This window comes from Brevibacterium sp. Lmc1 (assembly GCF_057654315.1).
In genome coordinates this window covers 2998967-3021349 of record NZ_CM172803.1, presented here as the reverse complement: position 1 = coordinate 3021349, position 22383 = coordinate 2998967, and the positions used below count along the sequence as shown (strand labels likewise).

21 protein-coding genes are annotated in these 22383 nt (G+C 65.3%); 10 read left to right on the top strand and 11 right to left on the bottom strand.

Annotated elements, in window-relative coordinates; all coding sequences use genetic code 11:
• From AC239G_RS13545 to deoC, 4 genes are all read left to right on the top strand, one after another.
• Complete coding sequence (locus AC239G_RS13545; RefSeq protein WP_259357721.1) at window positions 1–1284, top strand: ABC transporter permease; 1284 nt, start codon at window positions 1–3, stop codon at window positions 1282–1284.
• Window positions 1285–1358: 74 nt separating this feature from the next.
• Entirely contained in the window at window positions 1359–1865 is a 507-nt protein-coding gene (locus AC239G_RS13540; RefSeq protein ID WP_487489049.1) for a cytidine deaminase, read from the top strand.
• A gap of 134 nt (window positions 1866–1999) precedes the next feature.
• Window positions 2000–3289 (top strand): thymidine phosphorylase, encoded by a 1290-nt coding sequence (locus tag AC239G_RS13535; RefSeq protein WP_487489048.1) that lies wholly within the window; start codon window positions 2000–2002, stop codon window positions 3287–3289.
• Window positions 3290–3423: 134 nt separating this feature from the next.
• Window positions 3424–4071, top strand: coding sequence for a deoxyribose-phosphate aldolase (gene deoC / locus AC239G_RS13530; RefSeq protein WP_487489047.1), 648 nt, complete (start codon window positions 3424–3426; stop codon window positions 4069–4071).
• Window positions 4072–4141: 70 nt separating this feature from the next.
• On the opposite strand, the gene AC239G_RS13525 is transcribed toward deoC, so the two are convergent.
• From AC239G_RS13525 to AC239G_RS13515, 3 genes are all read right to left on the bottom strand, one after another.
• Entirely contained in the window at window positions 4142–4558 is a 417-nt protein-coding gene (locus AC239G_RS13525) for a hypothetical protein (protein WP_376906427.1), read from the bottom strand.
• A gap of 94 nt (window positions 4559–4652) precedes the next feature.
• Window positions 4653–6464: a phospho-sugar mutase gene (locus tag AC239G_RS13520; RefSeq protein WP_487489046.1), complete on the bottom strand. Its 1812-nt coding sequence runs from the start codon at window positions 6462–6464 to the stop codon at window positions 4653–4655.
• A 61-nt stretch (window positions 6465–6525) separates the two neighbouring features.
• A complete protein-coding gene (locus tag AC239G_RS13515) occupies window positions 6526–7335 on the bottom strand; it encodes a purine-nucleoside phosphorylase (protein WP_487489045.1) in 810 nt (269 codons plus the stop codon).
• Between the two features lie 44 nt (window positions 7336–7379).
• Here AC239G_RS13515 and AC239G_RS13510 point away from each other — a divergent pair, with 44 nt between their 5' ends.
• Window positions 7380–8420, top strand: a complete 1041-nt coding sequence (locus AC239G_RS13510) for a GNAT family N-acetyltransferase (RefSeq protein ID WP_487489044.1) — start codon at window positions 7380–7382, stop codon at window positions 8418–8420.
• On the opposite strand, the gene AC239G_RS13505 is transcribed toward AC239G_RS13510, so the two are convergent.
• From AC239G_RS13505 to AC239G_RS13470, 8 genes are all read right to left on the bottom strand, one after another.
• A complete protein-coding gene (locus tag AC239G_RS13505; protein ID WP_487489043.1) occupies window positions 8394–12164 on the bottom strand; it encodes an FtsK/SpoIIIE domain-containing protein in 3771 nt (1256 codons plus the stop codon). The genes AC239G_RS13510 and AC239G_RS13505 overlap by 27 nt on opposite strands.
• A 146-nt stretch (window positions 12165–12310) precedes the next feature.
• Window positions 12311–12796, bottom strand: a complete 486-nt coding sequence (locus AC239G_RS13500; RefSeq protein ID WP_181272339.1) for a pilus assembly protein TadG-related protein — start codon at window positions 12794–12796, stop codon at window positions 12311–12313.
• Window position 12797: 1 nt separating this feature from the next.
• Window positions 12798–13247, bottom strand: coding sequence for a hypothetical protein (locus tag AC239G_RS13495; protein WP_181272338.1), 450 nt, complete (start codon window positions 13245–13247; stop codon window positions 12798–12800).
• The gene (locus AC239G_RS13490; RefSeq protein WP_172170900.1) at window positions 13240–13638 is read right to left on the bottom strand and encodes a TadE/TadG family type IV pilus assembly protein; all 399 of its coding nucleotides are present in this window, start codon (window positions 13636–13638) and stop codon (window positions 13240–13242) included. The genes AC239G_RS13495 and AC239G_RS13490 overlap by 8 nt, the downstream gene beginning before the upstream one ends.
• Before the next feature lie 58 nt (window positions 13639–13696).
• A complete protein-coding gene (locus AC239G_RS13485; RefSeq protein WP_487490117.1) occupies window positions 13697–13939 on the bottom strand; it encodes a hypothetical protein in 243 nt (80 codons plus the stop codon).
• A gap of 119 nt (window positions 13940–14058) precedes the next feature.
• A complete protein-coding gene (locus tag AC239G_RS13480; RefSeq protein ID WP_487489042.1) occupies window positions 14059–14997 on the bottom strand; it encodes a type II secretion system F family protein in 939 nt (312 codons plus the stop codon).
• Entirely contained in the window at window positions 14994–15968 is a 975-nt protein-coding gene (locus AC239G_RS13475) for a type II secretion system F family protein (RefSeq protein ID WP_487489041.1), read from the bottom strand. Before AC239G_RS13475 ends, AC239G_RS13480 begins: the two co-directional genes overlap by 4 nt.
• Window positions 15965–17188 carry a TadA family conjugal transfer-associated ATPase gene (locus AC239G_RS13470; protein WP_376906417.1) on the bottom strand — a complete coding sequence of 408 codons (1224 nt, stop codon included), beginning with the start codon at window positions 17186–17188 and terminating at the stop codon, window positions 15965–15967. The genes AC239G_RS13475 and AC239G_RS13470 overlap by 4 nt, the downstream gene beginning before the upstream one ends.
• A gap of 394 nt (window positions 17189–17582) precedes the next feature.
• Between AC239G_RS13470 and prfB the strand changes: the two genes are divergently transcribed.
• The 5 genes from prfB to smpB all read left to right on the top strand — a co-directional run bounded on the left by prfB (window position 17583) and on the right by smpB (window position 22382).
• On the top strand, window positions 17583–18707 hold the full coding sequence (gene prfB / locus AC239G_RS13465) for a peptide chain release factor 2 (protein WP_487489040.1): 1125 nt from the start codon (window positions 17583–17585) through the stop codon (window positions 18705–18707).
• 209 nt (window positions 18708–18916) lie between these two features.
• Window positions 18917–19606: a cell division ATP-binding protein FtsE gene (ftsE, locus tag AC239G_RS13460; protein WP_139908579.1), complete on the top strand. Its 690-nt coding sequence runs from the start codon at window positions 18917–18919 to the stop codon at window positions 19604–19606.
• Window positions 19603–20517: a permease-like cell division protein FtsX gene (ftsX, locus tag AC239G_RS13455; RefSeq protein WP_139908578.1), complete on the top strand. Its 915-nt coding sequence runs from the start codon at window positions 19603–19605 to the stop codon at window positions 20515–20517. Before ftsE ends, ftsX begins: the two co-directional genes overlap by 4 nt.
• Before the next feature lies 1 nt (window position 20518).
• On the top strand, window positions 20519–21748 hold the full coding sequence (locus AC239G_RS13450) for a peptidoglycan DD-metalloendopeptidase family protein (RefSeq protein ID WP_259357733.1): 1230 nt from the start codon (window positions 20519–20521) through the stop codon (window positions 21746–21748).
• Window positions 21749–21911: 163 nt separating this feature from the next.
• Window positions 21912–22382: an SsrA-binding protein SmpB gene (gene smpB, locus AC239G_RS13445; RefSeq protein WP_101547462.1), complete on the top strand. Its 471-nt coding sequence runs from the start codon at window positions 21912–21914 to the stop codon at window positions 22380–22382.
• Window position 22383 lies beyond the last annotated feature (1 nt).

Sequence of the window (22383 nt, the reverse complement as noted above, 5' to 3'; positions counted from 1 at the left end):
ATGACTGCTCAGACCATGGATAAGACACCTTCGACCCAGGTCAAGGCGCTTGCGCCCATCGCCTGGAAGTTCCCGATCGTCTATACGATCCTCGCCCTCGTCTCGCTCATCTTCTTCGGCCTCATCGGCCGTGACGGGGAGACGACTTTCCGGGTGGCCACCGGCGGAGACTTCTTCGCCATCCCCGACTTCGCCGTGTCCTCGACCGCGGCGGGGCTGACGCTGGGCATCCTGCTCATCATCATGGCCGCCGTGTCCATCTATGTGGCGATCAGGCGCATCGACCTCGGCTCGTGGTTCCCGATGCTCTTCGGCGTCATCTTCGTTCTCTCCTTCCTCGCCTGGGCCGGCGGCGGATCCGGAGGCGTCATCCCGCTGACGACGCTGCTCGCCGGAGCCCTGGCACTGTCCGTGCCGCTGATCTTCGGCGCCATGTGCGGTCTCGTGGGAGAACGTTCGGGCATCATCAACATCGCCATCGAAGGCCAGCTGCTCGCTGGTGCGTTCCTCGCCGCGGTCGTCGCCTCCGTGGTGAAGAACCCGTATGCGGGACTGCTCGCAGCTCCCATCGCCGGTGCCCTGGTCGCCGTGGTGCTCACCTTCTTCGCGGTGAAGTACTGGGTCAACCAGATCATCATCGGCGTGGTCCTCAACGTCCTCGTCGTCGGCATCACGAGCTTCCTCTACTCGACGGTTCTCACCCAGGACCCGGGACTGTGGAACTCCCGCCAGAAACTGCCGAACCTGCCGATCCCGCTGCTCTCGGACATTCCGGTGCTCGGACGGGTGCTGTTCGACCAGAACATCCTCGTCTACATCATGTACGTCGTCGTCATCGCGCTGCAGATCTTCGTGTTCCGCTCGAAATGGGGTCTGCGGATGCGCGCCGTCGGTGAGCACCCGAAGGCGGCGGACACCGTCGGCATCAAGGTCAACTTCACCCGCGTGCGCAATACGCTGCTCGCCGGTGCCATCGCCGGTCTCGGCGGTGCCTTCTTCACTGTCGGCTCCGGATTGGCGTTCGGCAAGGAGATGTCGGCAGGACAGGGCTATATCGCCCTGGCCGCGATGATCCTGGGCAAGTGGAACCCGAAAGGTGCGCTGTTCGCGGCCCTGCTGTTCGGATTCTCCAAGAGCCTCGGCAACACTCTGCAGTCCATCGGCACCCCGGTGGCCAACGAGCTGCTGCTCATGCTGCCCTACATCGTCACCGTCTTCGCTGTCGCCGGATTCGTCGGTCGGGTCCGCCCGCCGGCCGCGGAAGGTGTGCCCTACGTGAAGTGAGCCCCGCCTCGGCGATGGATCGGCATTTCCCCTCGATCACCCCACAGTCACCACCCGAAGGAAGAGATATCCCCATGACTGCCCCCGAACCCCGCGCTTCCGCACCCGAGTCGACCGACCCGGTTTGGAGCGAGGAACCCACCCCGGTCAGCCCCGAAGACCTCAGCGAAGGCACCTGGGAGCTGCTGCGAGCCGAGGCGACGCGGGCGATGACGAAGGCCTATGTGCCGTACTCGAACTACCCTGTCGGAGCCGCCGGTCTCGTCGACGACGGTCGCATCGTCGGCGGCTGCAACATCGAGAATGCCTCGTTCGGGGTGACTTTGTGCGCGGAATGCTCGCTGGTCTCCGAGCTGTTCATGACCGGCGGGGGCCGCCTCGTCGCCTTCGACTGCGTGGACGGAGAGGGCAACACCCTCGTTCCCTGCGGGCGATGCCGACAGCTGCTGTTCGAACACGGCGGCAACGACCTCGTCATCAACATGCCCAGCGGACGCGCCCCGATGTCCGTGGTCCTGCCCGAAGCCTTCGGCCCCGACCACCTGGCCGGGGCGCGCGACGGCCATGAGGCCAAGCACTGACGAGTCCTACCCCCCCCCGCCGAGGCGGCTGTGGCCCGGAATGTCATCACAGGGATTGATGACAACGAAGATTTCGACGACAACGCACGCATCGTCGACAACACAGATTTCGACGAGAACGAAGGATTGAGACCGTGAGCGTAGAAGCATTCGACACCGTCGACGTCATCGCCGCAAAGCGAGATGGCCGAGCCCTGAGCAAGGAGCAGATCGACTGGGTCATCGACGCCTACACTCGGGGTGCTGTCGCCGAAGAGCAGATGGCGGCCCTGGCCATGGCGATCTTCATCAACGACATGGCACCGGTTGAGATCGCGCACTGGACGCAGGCGATGATCGACTCCGGTGAGCGCATGGACTTCTCGTCCCTGTCCCGGCCCACCTCGGACAAACATTCGACCGGGGGAGTCGGCGACAAGATCACCCTGCCCCTGGCCCCGCTCGTCGCCGTCTTCGACGTGGCCGTCCCACAGCTCTCCGGCCGCGGCCTCGGCCACACCGGAGGCACCCTGGACAAGCTCGAATCGATTCCCGGCTGGCAGGCGGGACTGAGCAACGAGGCGATCGTCGACCAGCTCGAGGACGTCGGCGCCGTCATCTGCGCCGCCGGATCCGGATTGGCGCCGGCCGATAAGAAGCTCTACGCCCTGCGCGACATCACCTCGACGGTCGACTGCATTCCGCTCATCGCCTCCTCGATCATGTCGAAGAAGATCGCCGAGGGCACCTCCGGTCTCGTCCTCGACGTCAAGGTCGGCTCCGGTGCGTTCATGAAGGACCTGACGAAGGCTCGCACACTCGCGCAGACGATGGTCGAACTCGGCAAGGCCGCAGGCGTCAACACCTCGGCGCTGCTCACCGATATGTCCACGCCCTTGGGCCTGACCGTCGGCAATGCCCTCGAGGTCCGCGAATCCGTCGAGGTCCTCGCCGGCGGCGGACCCGCCGACGTCGTCGATCTCACAGTGGCTCTGGCGGAGGAGATGCTGCGCCTGGCAGGCAAGACCGATGTCGATGTTCGAGCCGCGCTGACCGACGGTCGGGCCATGGACAAGTGGAAGCAGATGATCCGCGCCCAGCACGGCGACCCGGACGCCGCTCTGCCGGTCGCCGAGCACACTGAGGTCGTCACAGCGACCGACTCCGGGGTGCTTACGAAGCTCGACGCGCTGGGCGTCGGGGTGGCATCGTGGCGTCTCGGCGCCGGACGGGCACGGAAGGAAGACCCGGTCCAAGACGTGGCCGGAATCGAACTGCACGCCAAACCAGGGGACACGGTCACGGCCGGTCAGCCGCTCATGACACTGCACACGGCGACCCCGGAACGGTTCGAGCGCGCCATCGAGGCTTTGGAGTCCGCGGTCGAGATCGGCGGGGATGCCGCCTCGGTGCCGGAATCGATCGTCTTCGACACGATCACCTGAGCCGAATCGCACACTCTCAGCACTGCCGCGCGGCCGCTGGCCTCGCTACGCTGGACCTGATGACTCTGCGCGGCACCTGCACGCGCAACCATGCACGACCACGCAACCTTGCACGACCACTTCTGGAGGACCGAATGACCAGCCGCACCGATGTCGCGAACATCATCGACCACACCCTGCTCAAGCCCGAAGCGACCCGCGCCGACGTCGATGCCCTCGTGGCGGAGGCGAAGGAGCTGGGCGTGCTCGCGATCTGCGTGTCACCGTCCATGCTGCCGATCACCGATCCGGGTGAGCTCGTCGTGGCGACCGTCGTCGGGTTCCCCTCCGGCCAGGTGAAGCCGGAGATCAAAGCCGCCGAGGCTGCTCAGGCCGTCGCCGACGGTGCTGCCGAAGTCGACATGGTCATCAACATCGGACAGGCCGTCGCCGGGGACTTCGACGGACTCGAGGCCGATATCCGCGGCGTCGTCGAGGCCAGCGGGGACGCCCTCGTCAAGGTCATCATCGAATCGGCTGCGCTCAACGACGAGCAGATCGTCGAGGCCTGCCGCCGCTCGGAGGCCGCCGGAGCCGGATTCGTCAAGACGTCGACCGGTTTCCACCCGGCCGGAGGCGCCAGCGCTCATGCTGTGTCTCTCATGCGCGAGACCGTGGGCGACCGCCTCGGGGTGAAGGCCTCCGGCGGAATCCGCACCGCCGAAGCCGCCGAAGAGATGATCGCCTCCGGCGCGTCCCGCTTGGGCCTCTCCGGCAGCGCCGCAATCCTCAACTCCCTCTAATTACTACCTGACGGCGGCCCAGCTACCTCGCGCGAGGTAGCTGGGCCGCCGTCAGGTAGTTCTGGGAGTGTCAGAGGGCGATGGCTTCCCGGATCTTAGTGACGGCCTTCTGCGCCGTTCGCTGTTTGATGAGGCCCTCTTTTGCATGGGCCGCGATCCCCAGGGTCGACTCTCTCCGGTCGAGTACGACGATGACGTAGGCCGGATTCATCGACGCGAAGCCTGATCCGATGACACCGCGGATGGTGACGACAGGGTCGTCGGTCGCAGGAGCGTGTGCGGACACCAGCTGAGTCACCTGATTGAGAACGCGTTCGGTCTCATCCGGTGGAACTTCGATGACGGCGTGATGGGTTTCGGTCTTCAGCCGCTTCGCCGACCACTCGGCACCGAGTCGACCGGCACCGAAGACGCTGCTGCTTTCGCCCAGTGATCCCAGCAGGCTGGTCAGAACCGCGTCGACCTCTGGATCGTGAGGAACGTCCATCGTCGCCTCCTTATTACAGCTACTGGCCCTAAATACTACGTGACGGCGGCCCAGCAACCTCGCGCGAGGTTGCTGGGCCGCCGTGAGGTAGTAATTAGAGGGCGAAGAAGGTTTTGAGCTCGGTGGTGATCGTGTTCAGGCGCTCCGTTAGGGCCGGTTTGAGCGAGGCGCTGGCCGAGGCGGTCGGCAGGCGCACTCCGGCGCTGGCCGCAGCACGTGCATCGGCCTCGGCCGCAGCCTGGATTTCCGAGGGTTCGGCGACGACCTCGAGATAGCATTTCAGTTTCGGCTCGGTACCCGAAGGACGCACGATGACCCGCGAGTTCGACTCCGAGAGGAGCAGGATTCCATCGGTCGGCGGCAGCCCCTCATACCCTGCCGACAGGTCGTGGACCTCGGCGACCGGGGAGCCGGCAAGAGCGGCCGGAGGGTTCTCACGCAGCTTCGCCATGGCCGTGCCGATGAGAGAGACATCGTCGAGACGGAAACTCAGCGGAGCGGTGGCGAAGTATCCGTCGCGATTGCGGATGCGATCGAGCTCGGCCTCGATGCTGCTGCCCGCAGCCTTGAGCCGTGAGGCCAGCGCTGCGAACGTCACAGCCGCCGAAATCCCGTCCTTGTCGCGTACGATCATAGGGTCGACGCAGTAGCCGAGTGCTTCTTCGTAGCCGAAGACAAGCCCGAGACTGGCACGAGATATCCACTTGAAACCAGTGAGTGTGTTCACTGCGGCGAAACCGTGGCTCTTAACCGCAGCCGCGAGAGCCCGGGAGGACACGATCGAGTTCGCGAAAACGGCGCCGTCTGAACCGCTTTCTGCGAGTCGGTCGGCGAGGTCCTCACCCAACAGCAGCCCCACCTCGTCGCCGGAGAGCTGACGGTAGCCGATGGCCGCCGACTCATCGGGGATGGCCGCAGAGAACCGGTCTGCATCCGGATCGTTGGCGATGATGAGTTCGGCACCGACCTCACGGGCCAGGGCAAAGGACTCATCGAGTGCGCCGGCTTCCTCCGGGTTCGGGAAGCACACCGTCGGGAAGTCCGGATCCGGTGCCTGCTGGGAGGCCACCGGGTGGAGGTTTGTGAACCCGGTGCGGGTCAGAGCAGCCTCGGCGACTCCGGCACCGACACCATGCAGCGAGGTCAGCACGATCGAGAGATCCGACTCCGCCCGGACACCCAGATCGTCGATGCGCGACAGATAGTCCTCGACGATCGACTCGTCGAGATGTTCCCACCCGGACTCCGCACGTGACACAGACGCCACGGACTCGACTGCTGAGATCTTTTCGGCGATGAGCGCATCGGCCGGGCTGACGATCTGCGCTCCGGCACCCGCTTCGGCGTCGGCCTCGGATCCGATCGCCTGCAGCGGACGCTGTCCCAGGTAGACCTTGTAGCCGTTGTCAGCCGGTGGGTTGTGGCTGGCCGTGACCATGACTCCGGCATCGGCCCCGCGCTGCGACAGCGCGAAAGCCAGCAGCGGGGTCGGCAGCTGCTCGGGCAGCTGAATCGCGACTCCGCCGGCGGCGGTGATGACGGCGGCAGTGTCGGCGGCGAACTCCGCGGACTTGTACCGAGCATCGCACCCGATGACGACTTGGAAGCCCTCACCGACGGTGTCTGCGAGGAATGCGGCCAGTCCGGCGGCGGCACGGATGACGACGGCTCGGTTCATCCGGTTAGGGCCGGCGGCGATCTCGCCGCGCAGACCGGCCGTGCCGAAGACGAGGGGACCGGAGAACCGGTCCTCGAGATCGGCGACCGCCGCCTCGTCGCCGCTCTCGGCCTCGGCGAGGATGTGCTCCAAGGAGATGGCCGTCTGCGGATCAGGGTCGTCGGCGATCCAGGCACGGACCACCTCGGCGTCGAATCCATTCGTGAAGCGGTCGGCTACGCGGGTCATATGAGGTCCTTTGCGAATTCGCGGTGGCGGGGCGGGGGAGCGCGGAGTGGGGCTGGCCGTCTCAGAGCTTCGCGACGATGTCGGCGAGCAGACGGGAGATGCGCGGGGCGGCCGCGGCTCCGGCTTCGATGACCTCTGCATGAGAGAGCGGGGTCTCCTGGATGCCGGCGGCAAGGTTCGTCACCAGCGAAATTCCCATGAGTTCGAGCCCGGACTGACGTGCGGCGATGGCCTCCAACGCCGTCGACATTCCCACCAGATCGGCACCGAGGACCCCGGCCATGCGCACCTCAGCGGGGGTCTCGTAATGAGGTCCGCGGAACTGTGCGTACACCCCCTCGTCGAGCGTCGGGTCGATCTCCTTGGCGATGGCTCGCATCCGCGGGGAGTACAGATCGGTGAGATCGACGAAGTTCGCGCCCTCGATCGGAGAGGTGCCGGTGAGATTGATGTGATCGGAGATGAGCACCGGAATGCCGGGCCCCCAATTGCGGTTGAGCCCGCCGCACCCGTTCGTCAGCACCAGCGAGGAACAGCCGGCAGCCGCGGCGGTGCGCACACCGTGGGCAACCGCCCGGACACCCTTGCCCTCGTAGTAGTGGGTGCGCGATCCGAGGACGAGCGCATGCTTGCCGCTGGCTTCGATGCGCACCGTGCGCAACGTCGCGCCGTGGCCCTCGACGGCGGGGGCGTGGAATCCGGGGACCTCCGCCGCGGAGATCTCGGCAACGGTCTCGCCGAGGAGGTCCGCCGCCCCGCCCCAACCGGAGCCGAGTACGAGCGCGATGTCATGGGCTTCGATGCCCGCGTTCGCGTTGATGGTCGTGGCCGCGGCGTGCGCGGCGGCGGTAGGATCGCTTAAGTCAGTCATGACGCCAAGATTATCAAGTTCCCCACCGCCCAAGGAGCGAGCACATGCCGATTCGAGAGCTGACCGACGGTGACGATCTGCGCCTGAATGAGGTGTTCGCCGACGCGACCACCCCGGCCGGTCATATGGCCAGGTCCTTGTTCCGTCCGTCCTCGGATTCGCCGTTGATCCGCTCCGTCGTCGCCGAGGTGGTCCCCGACGTTCCCGTCGGAGCCGCCGCGATCGCCGAATCCCCGCTTCACCCCTACCGGGCGTGGGTCCACGTCGAGGTCGCCGCCGAGGAGCAGGGACATGGTCAGGGGCGTGAACTCTTCGACGCAGTGTGCGCGGAGACGCGGGGAACCGCACTCGAGGGCCTCGATCTGCGTGCCCGTGTGCACGCCGGCAGCCCGGGAGAGGGCTTCGCGCAGGCTCTCGGCTTCACCCCACTGACGACGACCCGCGTGATCAAGGTGCCCGCCGGTGCTCTGCCTCCGGCCGGCGGCGGTCGGGCCGAGGACCTCGAGATCGTTGCCACCGGTTCGGTGAAGCTGACGAAGGCATTCCTCGCCTGGTACACCGCCGTCAACCGAGACGATGCCGTCGGCCCGCTGACCATCGGACAGGTGAACAACGTCTTCCTCTCCGAGGCGGCCGGAGCTCATGGTGCCGCGCTGCTGAATGGCGCTGCCGGGACCGCCGAGGCGGGTGGACTCAGCGCCTTCGCCGTGTCCTATGCGCGGGAAGCCGACGAGACCGCCGGTGTTCTGCCCTCGGCCGGTGAACCGGGTGCCGGAGATGCTGTCGGGGACGGCAGGGCCACCGTCGACCAGGTCGACGAGGAACCGCCGACCGAGCTCATCCTCGGGTCGATGTTCGAGACTCGCGACGATGCCGCAGACACCACGGGTGAGGACTTCGCCGCGGCCGTCGCCGATGCCGAACTCCTGTTGGCCAGGCTGTCGGTCGACGCCGATGTCGTCATCGAGGTCACGAGCGGAATGCCCGTGATCTCCTCGCTCGCCGATCGACTGCTCGACGCCGGAACCGCCACTGAGCTCTACCGCTACGAGACTCTCTCAGGACCGCCTGCCGACGTCAACTGACTCAGGCTCGACTCCCGTTGGGCTGAAGAAGCGAACAGGGCGAGCCCGGTCCTCGGTGACGAACCAGCCCGTCCCCGGCAGCCCGTCGAGCGGGGCCTGTCGCAGCACTCCGAGCCCGGTGAGATCTTGCCTGGTATGCGCACCGAGCACGAGAAGCGGTCCGAGACTCTGTGCCTTCGCCAGAGAGGAACCATAGCCGGGAGTGAACCGTGTCGGCACAGTGAGCACATGGAAGCGTCCGTCGAGCAGATCCCAGTCGGCTGGTTCCGATTCCATGTGCACATCGTCGTGGACAGAGACCCCGCCGAGGCGGCCCAGGTACGTCGCGAATCCGGTCTTGCCGCTCTGCGGAGAACCGCGAACGGTGAGCACTGAACCGTCTCGCCGCGGATCCCACACCACGAGGTCGTCGAAAGCATCAACGCCGACCGGGATGCAGCCCGGCATGCCGCTGAAGGGTTCCTCGCCCACGCCCACAGATTGGTCAAGCCCCCGCCAGCGTGGAGCGAATCCCTTCCGGGCCTCCGGAATGCCGGGTGATCCGCCGAGGATGCTGGTGCCCGCCTCGGACATCGACGAATCGAATCGTGCCGCATCACCGGGTGCGAACTGCACATCAGCACCGTCCCCGCCGGCGGCCTGCGCGCGGGGACCGCGGATGACGGCGCGGAGATCCGGCCACGAACCGGCGAATCGCTGCCGGCTGAGCCCGACGCTCGTTCCGTCTTCGCCGGCCTCGGGCGGAAAGATGATCTGGGTGGAGAAACGAGAGCTCCTGCTCGTCATATTCCGGCACCCGGCGAGCAGGAACACGAGATCCGATTCGGCACCATGTCCGAGGAGACGTTCGGCCCGTTCGGCCCAGTAGTGGTCGAGCGAGTCGACGAACTCGGCCCAATTGCTGCAGACGATCAGGCTCGGTGGCTGTCGACTCTGCCTCGACCCGGTCGGGGAATCTGTGCTTTCACCGGCGCGCGAGAATCTGCTCGGGTCCCCACGGGCAGAGAGATGGTCGAGCACCGCCTGAATCCGCCAGCCCGAGCTCAATCCGCAGCTGATCTCGGCCCAGTCGAGGACCGCGGCGATTCTGCCGATCGCGATGATCCGCCGGGTCGGAGCGGCCGCTCGTGCCATGGTCGCAAGCACGGATTCCACGGTGTCCGGGCTGCCGCCTGTGAGGATCGTGGAACCATCCACGTCCGGGTCGAATGACCACATCTGCTGCCGCTGCTGACTGGGAACATCGATGATCCCCGTGACTGTCGGCGCGAATTCACCACCGTCCGTCACCGGTCCCGCAGAGGAAGCGGCGAGCTCACCATCAGAATGGGCCAGTGCCCCTGCCGCCCAGGCCGGCATCTCTTCAGGTCCCGGCAAGGGAGGCAACACCACCTGTCGATGAGCCGAAGCGTCCTCGGCCCTGGCGATGTCGTGAGCCGCGGCGATGATGTTGTCGACGTGAACGCCGTGGGCGCCGCTGGCCAGGGACGGAACCGGCCCCGGAACCCAGGGACGAACGCGAGGGCGGAGGGCCGCCTCGGTGTGGGCGTCATTTCCGAAAGGAACCGCCACGCGGAATCGGGTGACGCAGATCCCGGAGTCCAGACAGGCGGCGCCGGGCTTGTCCGCGGGCAGGAACGCACCCGCCTCGGAGCCGATGACGTCGAAGGAATCGGTCTCATCGCGCACTCGCAGGCACACGCGAATGTTGATGTTCGCCTTCATCTGCCCGGTGACGACGCCCATCGGGCGCTGAGTGGCGAGAATGAGGTGGACGCCGAGGGACCGGCCGAGAGCTGTGAGGTGTTCGAGGAGGTCGGCGGCGCGAGGATGAGTGGCCATCAGCGCATGGAACTCGTCGATGACGATGACGAGTCGTGGGGGAGGATCGGCGAGATCGGCGACATCGGCACACCCGTGATCGGCCAACAGCCGCTCTCGATGGGTGATCTCGGCGCGCACGGAGACGAGAGCGCGAAAGGCGAGACCGGAGTCGAAGTCGTCGAGCACACTGTCGGTGTGAGGCAGATCCTGCAGTGGTGAGAACGTGGCCCCACCTTTGAAGTCGATGAGGACGAAACACAATCGCCGAGGCGGCTGTGCCAGGGCCATCGACAGCAGCCATGTCTGCAGGAGCAGGGATTTTCCGCTGCCCGTGGTGCCGGCGACGAGAGCGTGAGGACCGTCGGAGAACAGATCGATGCCGACGTCACCGTCGGTTCCGCGCCCGATCGGCACCGGCCCCGAGGTAGGAGACCGCCACCGTTGTCGGATGGCCTCGGGTGCATCGTCGCAGAGCTCGCCGAGTCCGTGGTCGGGCCAGGCACGGGGGCCGCTTTCGGCTGAACGGCCACAGTGCAGAGTGACGAATCGCGCGGCCGGCATGAGTGCAGCGACGAGTGCCCGTCCTGGCACCGGGCCACCGGCCGCAGTCGAGGACGTGGTGCGTGCCTGCGCGAGAGAGCCCACCGTCAGCGAGACCGCGGAGCCGGCATGCGGGGCGGTGAGCGTGAGCACGGCGGGGTGAACCGCCTCGTCGAGGGTGATCGAGATGGGATCGTCGATGCCGGCGTCTGGGCGTGGCCCTGACCCGACAGTGGTCGATGCGTGGTCGGCGGAGAACCCGGTGCCTGCCAGTTCCGGCAGCAATGAGAGTTCGGGACTCGGTCGCCATCTGAATCGCCGGTCGGCCAACCAGGCGAAGGCCATGGTGCGCAGGACTGCGGGTGTTCCGCTGACGGTGACCGTGGTCGTACGTGGATCGATGCGGATCGGCATATCGGTGCAGACGATCCGACCGTCGACGTGGTCTGTTCCATGCTGCAGCCGTTCGTCGATGGTGAGGTCGCTGAAGACCGTCCCGAAGCCCAGACACAGACCAGGGGACGAGAAGATCATCTGACGGTGCGACTTCTCCAGGCGCCTCAGCCTTGCCCGCGCCTCGGCCAATGCCTCGTCGCGGTCAAGTCGACATTGTGCGCTGTCGCGGGTGAAGCGCTTCTTCTCCACCACGTAGGCAACCCACCCGGAGAGCGGGGCCGAGATGCTGAAGAGCAGGAACCACCACATTCCGGTGGCCACGGCCAGCACCACGCCGATGCCGACGGGGATGAGGAACGTCCACCACTGTGGGGGTCTGGCCGGCCGAGGATCGGCGATCGTCTTCGGGGCGATGTGGATGTCATTGCTGTGGTGCAGCGGCGGGGACCGGATCGGCGGAGCCGAACGGGCAGCCGAGGAAGAAGTGCCGACTGAAGAACCGAATGACGGGCCCGGTGCGAGCACAGTCGCACCCAGAGCTACGGCGGGCCCAGTCCCCGTGGCATCGAGTCGCAGCGGCTGAGGGGCGCGGGAGATGCTGGGGTCGATGATGGTCAGACAGTCGGGGTGGGGCAGTCGAGACAAGTGGGCCCGCCGTGGGTCGAGCGTCAGGGTGAATCCCGCATCCGGTCCTGCCAGGACGGATACGTTCGTCCGCGCGGAGTCGGCACAGTCGTCGGTGGTGCGCAGAACATTCGCTCCAACAACAGTGATGGGATTGAGTCTCTGCCAATGACCCCAGCTGATCGACTCGATTCTGTGGTTGTCGAGCCGGTTGCCGGCGGCCAAGTCCTGGGAAGTCAGTTCCGCTCCAAGGGCAGACCGGAAGATCTCGAGGGCCGGTTGGGCTGATTCGGCTTCGATGCTCATGCTCGTGACGGCTCCGTTCGTCTCAATGCGGTGGATGAGTCCCAGGGTTCTCATGCCCACAGACTCACCGCGAGCGCATGGCTTGGGCAAGAGCGAGAATGCGCCCTGTGGATACGCTTTGGGCATCCACAGCCTCAGGATGCGTGAGTGGAACCTGTGCCCACAGGAATCAGCGTCGAGGTGGAGACGGCTCGGGTTGATCAGTCGAGGCGCAGGGCGCCCCGGGCATAAGCGGTGGCGTGGAGGTCGATGAGGCCGGGCACGAACGGTGAGAGCAGCGCCGGCGAGTAGCGGGCTTCGATGCGGATGCGCACCGAATGCGTTCCATCGGCGTCGGCGCTCAACCGCAGATTGCCCATGTCCTTCGGAGTCGGCACTGCGTCGAGGTACCGTCCGGCGGCGCGTTTGGCCGCTGGAGGTGAGAACACGAGACCGGGATCGTCTCCGGGAGCCGGTTCGAATGAGTCCGAGGCCGCCAGCGCCGCAGAATCGGCCAGCCCCTGCAGCTCTCGGCGGGCCATGTGCAGGTCGGTCAGGGCAGCGATGAGGAAGGCGAGCAGCAAGGCGATGACGACGAAGCCGATCGCCAGCGGCGTGATCGACCCGGCATCCGAATCATGATCCGACTCCTGACCGCGCGTCGAATCCTCACATCGCTCCAAAATGTGCTCTCCCGCGGTCGGCATATCACTGATGTCCTGTGGCGACGACGTCGGTGTGGTTTGCGCGCAATGTGATGTGTGGAGACCGGGCGGAGCCGAAGAGGAGCGGGAACCCGGGCAGTGACACTTTCGTCTCGACTCGAGCGGTGATGAGAGAGCCGGCCTGTCCACAGGGTCCGGCACACGAGTAGGTGATGGAAGTCGGCGCATCACGCAGCCCGAAGTCCGCGAAATGCATTTTCGCGACGGCATGGGCGCGAGCCTCCGAGGGGTTCGCGTCGCGGGCGGCGATACGTGAGGCCGACATCGCCGCCGAGGTGGTCGCATAGCTGGCCGCCTGCAGCTGGGAGAGGGTGAGCATGAGGTAGATGACCGGGATGAGCAGGACGATGGAGGCGAAGATGAACTCGATGACCGCCGTTCCTTCGTCTGCGTCGTCGGTCGCGACTCCCTGAACGAACGCGGGTTCAGTCACGGTCGACGTCCTCGACGATGGATCGTCCGCGCAGGTCCCAGACCTCGGCGGGTCCCCACAGCCCGAGGACGGGCAGCGGGGTCGTCACCCTCACCTCGACGATCTCGACGGCACCGCGCTGTGACGTCGAGACTGTGACCTTCTGGGCATAGCGCTCGCCCACGGACACTCGGATGAGGTCGCGGGTGAGCTTCTGCCCGTCGCGCGGAGTCTGATCGGCCAGGCTCGCCTGCCTCGCCCCTGCGATGGCGGAGTCGATGACAGTGTTGCGGACGTGGATGACGAGACCGATCTGCAGGGCGCCGGCCAGGATGAGGGCCAGCAGCGAGGCGATGAGGGCGAACTCGGCGACGGCGGATCCCGAATCGCTGTGCTCGCCTGCCTCCGTCATCGAGGCAGCCCTCCTCCGACTTCCCGGTAGTGTCTCGTCGCCACTGGTCACAGCTGGGTCACCCGGCCCCGCGGACCTTGTTCATCGCGTCTTGGAACATCGAGGTGAAGGCCTCGCCGGCCAGAGCCCACAATGCGACCACTAACCCCGCAGTCATCAGGGTGATGAGGACCCAGCCGGGAACGTCCCCGCGATCGGGACGGTCGACATCGGCGGTGAGCTTCGCGTCGATGCCGGTCTCGGCCGCCTCGGTGATGGTGGTTCCACCTCGCGGAGGAGGACCCGGGATGAGCCCGAGCATGAACGGGACGAGGCGGTAGGTGAACTGGCGGAACATCGTGTCTCCTTCATCGGCGAGGTCGAGGGTTCGATCCGCGTGGTCAGTGGTGCGGGCGTGGTCAGTGGTGCGGAGTGCGGTCGCTACGGGCTGAGGTCGAGGACGGTCAGGGACGGGAAGACGGCGAAGATCACGGTGACGGGAAGCACGAATACGACAACCGGAATGAGCATCCCGATCTCTTTGCGACCGGACAGTTCCAGCAGCCGTCGTCGAGACTGTTCGCGCACGTCAGCGGCTTGGGAGCGGAGGACTTCGGCCAGCGGGGTGCCGCGGGTCATCGACACGGCGAGGCCGACGACGAACTGGACGATCTCGGGGATGGCGATGCGCGTAGCCATCCCATCGAGCGCTTCGACCAACGGTGTCCCGGTGCGAGTGGCGGCCAGGGCTGCGCGGAGTTCGTCGATGAGGTCGCCGGAGCAGGTGCGGCACACGCGTTCGAGAGCCTCCACGATTCCCTCACCGGCGGTGATGGACAGTGCGAGGAGCTCGGCGACGGTCGGGAATTCGGCGAGCACACGGGATTCGTGGCGGGCGATGGCTTGGCTGAGTCGCCAATCATTGAAGACGTGCCCGGCGATGCCGCCGCTGATGACGAGGACGACGGTGACGATGGGGGAGAAGCCGCGCTGCGCCGACAGTGCACCGGCCAGACCGCCGGCGACGATCATCCCGACGAGGATGCTCAGCACCTGGCTGATGCGGAAGCGTTCGATCGTGGCATTGCCGCCGAGGCGGTCGATGCGCAGCCGCAGAGTCGCATCCGTGGTGATGCGCGACGTCACCCACAGGGTCGAACCGATCAGCCAGGACTTCACCAGTCCCCAGAACCCTTCGGTGCGAGGGGTCGGCGGAGCGTAGATGTCGACCAGGGATTCCTGATCCCGCAGATAGGGTGCGATTCGCGACGACAGAGTCGGTCTGCGCAGCGGCGGGAGGGAGAGAACGAAGACACACAGGGCGAAGCCGTTGAAGAGTCCGAGGGCCAGGACCGACAGGGGCTCGCCGAGGGGACTCATGCCGCCCGCCGGTCCGCAGCGTCTTTGTCGTCGGCCGAGAATCCGCCATTCGCGCCGGGGCTGCCCGCGAAACGTCGGTGGGCGGCGCTGAGTGAGGACCCTTCGATGACTCTGGGTTCGGACGGGAGCCGACCGATGCGCTTCATCGCCTGATACGCCAGCAGAGAGACGACGAAGCCCGCCGCCAGGAGGATCAGCCCGGTCCGCGAGTTGTACGCCACGGCCGTTTCGGGCCGCGTGGAGAGGAATGCGAGCACCACCCACGGTGCGGCGACGGCCAGTCGGGCACCATTGACCGTCCATTGCTGCCGGGCGGAGAGCTCGTTGCGGGTGCGGGCATCGTCGCGGACGAACTGAGCCAAGGCTCGGAGCATGGTGCCCAGATCGCTGCCGCCGACCTGCCTGGTGACGCTGAGCGCGACGACGATGCGGTCGGCCACCGGGTCGGCGCTGACTTGCCGAAAGCGCTCCAACGCCAATGCGAACGAACCGCTGGCCCGATATTCCTCGGCGAAGACTTCGAACAGCGGTCGCAGCGGTTCGGGCCCGCGATGAGCCAGAGAGCTCAGTGCTTCAGGCAGGGACAGACCCGCACGGACACCGGAATTGAGATGGTCGAGAGTCTCTGGCCACAGCTCCCGCCGCATCACCTGTCGGCTCCGCGCCCGATGCTGCAGCGCCCGATGCGGCAGCCAGGAGGCGAACAGACCGAAGCACAGCGCGATCGCCCACGATCCGGTGAGCACTGTCGCGACGACTGCAACGACACAGAACGCTGCGACGGAGATGAGCAGCAGGTGGGCCGGCCGCAGCCTGGGGAATCCGGCCCCGGTGAGCATGTCATCGAGCTCGCGCACCAACCGCGACTGAGTCCGCTTGCCCTGCGGTCGCCGCCACAGCGACATCCAGATGAGGAACAGCCCCGCCCCGAGGCAGGCACCGATGAGCAGAGCGGACTGAGAATAGCTCACGCCGCCTCCAGAATGGCGTGAAGATCGCGGCCGATGGCCGCAAATCGCTCGCCGAGGTGGCCGAACCCCTGACCGCGAATGAGCTGTCCTCGTGGCGAATGGAAGATCGTGTCGAGTTCGACGACGTCGCCTTCGACTCCGCCTGGCACCGCGCAGATCTCATCGACTCGGCGCACTCCGGACGGGTCCCTGCGCAGGTGGACGACGACGTCGAGGCTGACTGCGACGGTGGGCACGACGAACGCCGAGGAGATGTTCGCCCCGGCCAGAAGGGGCAGAGTGCAGATCTTCGTGATCGCCGCCCGAGCGGAGTTTGCGTGCAGGGTCGACATTCCGGCCAGACCCGAGTTGAGCGCAATGAGCATGTCGAGGCTTTCGGCTTCTCGGACCTCGCCGACGATGATGCGCGTCGGTCGCATGCGCAGCGCCTCTTTGACCAGGGCGCGGAGGGTGACTTCGCCGGTTCCTTCCAGTGACGGCTGGCGGCACTGCATGGGAACCCAGTCGCGGCTGGGCAGATTGAGTTCGAAGACCTCTTCGCAGGAGATCGTGCGTTCGCGGGCCGGTATCGAGCCGGCCAAGGCGTTGAGCATAGTGGTTTTGCCGGCCTGAGTAGCCCCGGAGACGAGGATATTGGCACCGCACGTCACGGCCGCGTCGAGGAACTCGGCGGCCCCAGGAGTCAGTGAGCCGTGAGCGACGAGATTGGCGAGGTTGCGCGGCCGGGCGATGAACTTGCGGATATTCACGGCCGGGTGGGTGCGAGTGATATCGGGCAGCACGACATGCAGCCGGGACCCGTCGGGCAGAATGGCGTCGACAAACGGCTGGGAGAGGTCGACGCGACGGCCCGAGGTGCGCAGCATCCGCTCGATGAGGTCATCGAGTTCGCCCGAACTCAGCTTCGTCGTCGTCAGCTGGTGGATTCCGTCGACGGCGATGAAGACCTCGCTCGGGGAGTTGACCCAGATCTCTTCGACGTGCGGATCATCGAAATAATCCTGCAGGGCACCGAAACCCGAGAGCTGATTATCGATGTGCCGAAACGTCGCCTCTTTATCCTCGAGCACGGGGAGATCGGCGACGAGGCTGCGTTCGTCGTATTCGGCGATGACGGTGCGAATGAGCTCGCGAGAGCGCTGAATATCGGCGCGGGGATCCACATCGAGATCTCTGATCCGCTTGTGAACCTCGCTGGTGATGACTTCGGTGGCTTCCACTCTGAACCCTTGCCCGATCATTCAATTGACAGCGTGATTTGCTGTTTAACCTATCTGTAGTCGAATGAAGAATCTAGTGAATTCCGAAATCTGTGGATAACTGGGAATGAGTTCTGCAAATGCTCACGGTGTAGTTTCACGATTGTCATTGCGGGGCGTTTTCGTCTTGCGCAAGGGTGGGTTTCGGTCTATATTTTCCTCACCAGTCTTCGTATGAAGCGACGTGAGCCGCGCCGCCGGCGGGATGAATCAGATCTCCCGCCGGCGGCGCTTTTTGGGGCCGGGGCGACTGATCGGGGCTTGCCTCGACCGATCAGCCTTCGATATCTCAACGGTCGACCGCCTCGGCGTCGTTTCATGCTCGGGGGAGGGCATGCACTAGAATCGGATCATTATGGCCTCCACTGATTACTCTTCTGAAATCGCCAACCTCCGCCAGACGTACAAAGCGATTCTCGACGTGTCCGATCTGGACAACCTGCGCGACGAGGTTGCCGAACTCACGGAGCAGGCGTCGTCGCCGACGTTCTGGGACGACCCTGATTCGGCGCAGAAGACCTCGGCCAAGCTCTCGCACAAGCAGGGCACCCTGGAGAAGCTCGAGAAGTTCGGTGAGCGGATCGACGACGCTGAGCTGCTCGTCGAGATGTCCCAGGATGAAGGCGACTCGGACTCGCTCGAAGAAGCCGACCGCGACATCAGAAAGCTGCGCGATCAGCTGGCCGAACTCGAGATCTCGACCCTGCTCAGCCACGAATACGACGAGCGCTCCGCCGTCGTGACCGTGCGGTCGGGTGCCGGCGGCGACGACGCGACCGACTGGGCGCAGATGCTCACCCGCATGTACGTCCGGTGGGCGGAGAACCGCGGATACAAGGTCCAGGAGCTCGACACCTCCTATGCCGAAGGTGCGGGCATCAAGTCCGCGACCATCCAGATCGACGCGCCCTACGCCTACGGCACGTTGTCGGTCGAGGCCGGCACCCACCGTCTCGTGCGCATCAGCCCCTTCGACAACCAGGGCCGCCGCCAGACCTCCTTCGCGGCCGTCGAGGTGGTCCCGCTCATCGAATCGACCGACCATGTCGAGATCGACGAGAACGATCTGCGCATCGACGTCTACCGGTCCTCGGGCCCCGGTGGGCAGTCGGTGAACACGACTGACTCGGCCGTGCGCATCACCCACGTCCCCACCGGTGTGGTCGTGAGCATGCAGAACGAGAAGTCCCAGATCCAGAACCGTGAGGCCGCGATGCGTGTCCTCCAGTCGCGACTGCTCGACCTCAAGCGCCAGGAAGAGGCCGCGCAGAAGAAGGAGCTGGCCGGCGATATCAAGGCCAGCTGGGGTGATCAGATGCGCTCCTACGTCACCCATCCGTACCAGATGGTCAAGGACCTGCGCACCGGCTACGAGGTCAACAACCCCTCGGCCGTCTTCGACGGTGACCTCGACGGACTCATCGAGGCCGGCATTCGCTGGCGCAAGGAACAGGAGATGGCCGAAGAGGCCGAGGCCTGATCCTGATTCTTCGGGCAACGGTACCGAACCGTCTCACTCGGTCGATGGCCGACTGAGGGTCGGCCGCCTCGGCAAGGCTTCGACCATCACCGAGGCGACTGTGAACTTCATCAGATCGCAACACACGCCCGGCCGCCTCCGCGAACATCACGGAACTGTTACGTACAGTGGAATCGGCCGAGCCACCCGCAACATGATTGAAGACCGACTTGATCAGATTCGACTCCGTTTCGAAGTCCTACGACACGCGTTCCCGCAAAGCACTCGATGACATCTCCTTCGAGGCTGACCGCGGGGAATTCGTGTTCCTCGTCGGGGCGTCCGGCTCGGGAAAGTCCACGGTCATCCGACTCATCCTGCGTGAAGAGGTCCCCAGCTCCGGTCGCATCCACATCGCCGGAAAATCCGTGGTGAAGATGCCCAGCTGGAAGGTGCCCTACCTGCGGCGGGGGATCGGAACCGTGTTCCAGGACTTCCGCCTGCTGCCGAACAAGACCGTGTTCGCCAATGTCGCCTTCGCCCTTCAGGTGATCGGAAAGTCCCGCGCGGCCATGTCGACCCTCGTCCCCGACGTCCTTGAGACCGTGGGCCTGGCCGGCAAGGAGAAGCGGTACCCCAGTGAGCTCTCCGGCGGCGAGCAGCAGCGTGTGGCCATCGCCCGCGCCGTGGTCAACAAGCCCGGAATCCTGCTCGCCGACGAACCGACGGGCAACCTCGACCCGGCGACGAGCGCTGACATCATGAACGTTCTCGAGAAGATCAACCGCAACGGCACCACGGTGCTCATGGCCACCCACGACGGAGAGATCGTCAACCGGATGCGCCGGAGAGTCATCGAACTGCGCGAAGGCGAAATCGTCCGCGACGTCGAAGAAGGCACCTACGGAGTCGCCTCATGAGGGCCGGTTTCATCCTCTCCGAAGTCTGGTCGGGTCTGCGCCGGAACTTCTCCATGGTCATCTCCGTCGTGCTCGTGACCTTCGTGTCCCTGCTCTTCGTCGGTGCCGCGATCCTGCTGCAGATGCAGGTCGGGCAGATGAAGGATTTCTGGTACGACCGCGTGCAGGTCTCCGTATTCCTGTGCCCGCCGGATTCGGAGGCGACGAACTGCGTCGACGGTGAAGTCACGGGCGACCAGAAGGATCAGATCCGGGCAGAACTCGAAAGCTCCGATCTGGCCCCCTATGTCGACAAGGTCTATTTCGAGGACAAGGCCGAGGCCTACGAGCACTTCCAGGAGCAGTTCAAGGGCACCAGCCTCGAAGGCACAGTGCCCAAGGACGAGATGAACGAGTCCTTCCGGGTCAAACTCAAGGACGCCGAGAAATACGACATCATCAAGGAGACGTTCTCGTCGACTCCCGGGGTGGAAGAGGTCGTCGACCAGAATCAGCTGCTCGACCGCCTGTTCGGGGTGCTCAATATCGCGACCATCGTGGCGATCGCGATCGCCGGCATCATGCTGCTGTGCGCGATGCTGCTCATCGCCACCACCATTCGACTCTCCGCGTTCTCGAGACGCCGGGAGACCGGCATCATGAGGCTCGTCGGTGCGTCGAATACCTTCATCCAGATGCCGTTCCTGCTCGAGGGCGTCATCGCCTCGGCCGTCGGTGCGACGCTGTCCGCCGGTGCCCTGGGACTGCTCGTCCACTTCGGAGTCAGCGGTTGGCTGCAGTCGCAGGCCACGGGATTCAGCCTCATCTCCGGATGGGACGTCCTCCTCATCACCCCCGTGCTCATCATCATCGGCGTGCTCATGGCCGGAGCATCGTCGCTGATCACGCTGAACAAGTACACGAAGGTCTGAGATGAGACGCAGACTCGGACTCGTCCTCACGGCAGCTGCGCTGGCAGTGGTCATGCCGGTCACCTCGGTGGTGGCCGATCCTCGCGACGACAAGAGCGAGGTCGACGAACGCGTCAAGGAACTCCAGCAGGAGTTCGAAGGTCTCGATGAGGACCTCGCCCGCGTCATCGCCGAACGCGATGCGGCGCAGGAGAAGCTGCCGGATGCCGAAGCCGAATCGAAGGCCGCCGACGATGCGCTGGCTGAGGCGATCGAGAAGGATGAGGACATGGCCGCGCGCCTGACCTCGGCGGAGAACGCGCAGAAGGATCTCAAGGACACGATCAAATCCGGCACGGAGGAGATCGACAAGCACAAGACCTCGGCGGCGCGCATCGGACGACAGGCCTACCAGAACTCGGGCATCACGTCCGATCTGGCTATGCTGCTGCAGATGGCCGAGGGTACGAGCGCCGACGGCGGCATCGGTCGCGTCGACTCGGCGGTGCGGTCTCAGCAGCGCACGATCGACAAACTCTCCGAACAGCGGGCGCTGAACAAGAACAACGAAGAGCGGCTCTCGGGCGTGACCGAGAAGATCTCCGACCTCAAGGACGAAGCCGCCGAGGCGGTGCTGGCCAAAGAGGCCGCGCAGGTCGATGCGAAGAAGAAGGCCGACAGCCTCAACGACCTCATCTCCGCGAAGGACGATGCGGAGAAGACGATCTCCGACAACAAGGACAAGACCGAGAAGCAGCTGGCCGATGAGAAGGCCGAGCAGGACCGGTTGGCCGAGAAGGTCCGGGAATGGGAGAAAGAGCAGGAGAAGAAGGGCAAGTTCGTCTTCGGTGACGGAGTCCTGGCCAACCCGGCCAAGGGATACCCGACGACGTCTCCGTTCGGATACCGGGTCCACCCGATCACCGGTGCACGGAAGCTGCACACCGGAATGGACTTCGGCGTTCCCTGCGGAACCCCGATCCGCTCGGCCGGCGACGGAATCGTCGTCACCTCCGGCTGGACCGGCGGTTATGGCAACCGTGTCGTCATCTCCCACGGCAAGATCAAGGGCAAATCGATCGCGTCGACGTACAACCACAACACGAAGCTCAAGGTCCATGACGGGCAGAGGGTCAAGAAAGGCGATATCATCTCGTACTCCGGTACGACGGGAGCGTCGACCGGCTGCCACCTGCACTTCGAGATCATGGAGAACGGCGGCTACGTCGATCCCAAACCCTTCATCTTCTAATTGCTACCTGACGGCGGCCCAGCAACCTCGCGCGAGGTTGCTGGGCCGCCGTCAGGTAGTTCTGGGAGGGGACGGGCGTGCGGAAGGGCGGCGATGGGATAGAATTGATGGCTGTGCCCGCAAACGCGTGCACAGGTGATCGGGAGCAGAGAGGAGGCCGGTCATGCCGAAGGACACAGGCAAGAAAGTCATTGCGAGGAACCGCAAGGCGCGCCACGACTACCACATCGAAGACACGTGGGAGGCCGGACTCGTACTCACCGGCACCGAGGTGAAATCGCTGCGCGAAGGCCGAGCCTCGCTCACCGACGGCTTTGCCCTCATCTTCCAGAATGAGGCCTGGCTGGAGAACGTCTACATTCCCGAATACCTGCAGGGGACGTGGACGAATCACTCGGCCCGCCGCCGTCGTAAGCTGCTGCTTCACCGCGAGGAGATCCTCAAGATCTCGCAGAAAGTCAAGGAATCCGGCCGGACCCTGGTCCCGCTGGAGCTGTACTTCGACGGCTCACGCGTCAAGGTCGAGATCGCCCTGGCCCGCGGCAAGCGCGAATGGGATAAGCGACAGGCACTGCGCGAAGCGCAGGACAAACGCGAAGCCGAACGCGCCATGAAGTCCAAGCAGTACCTGTAAG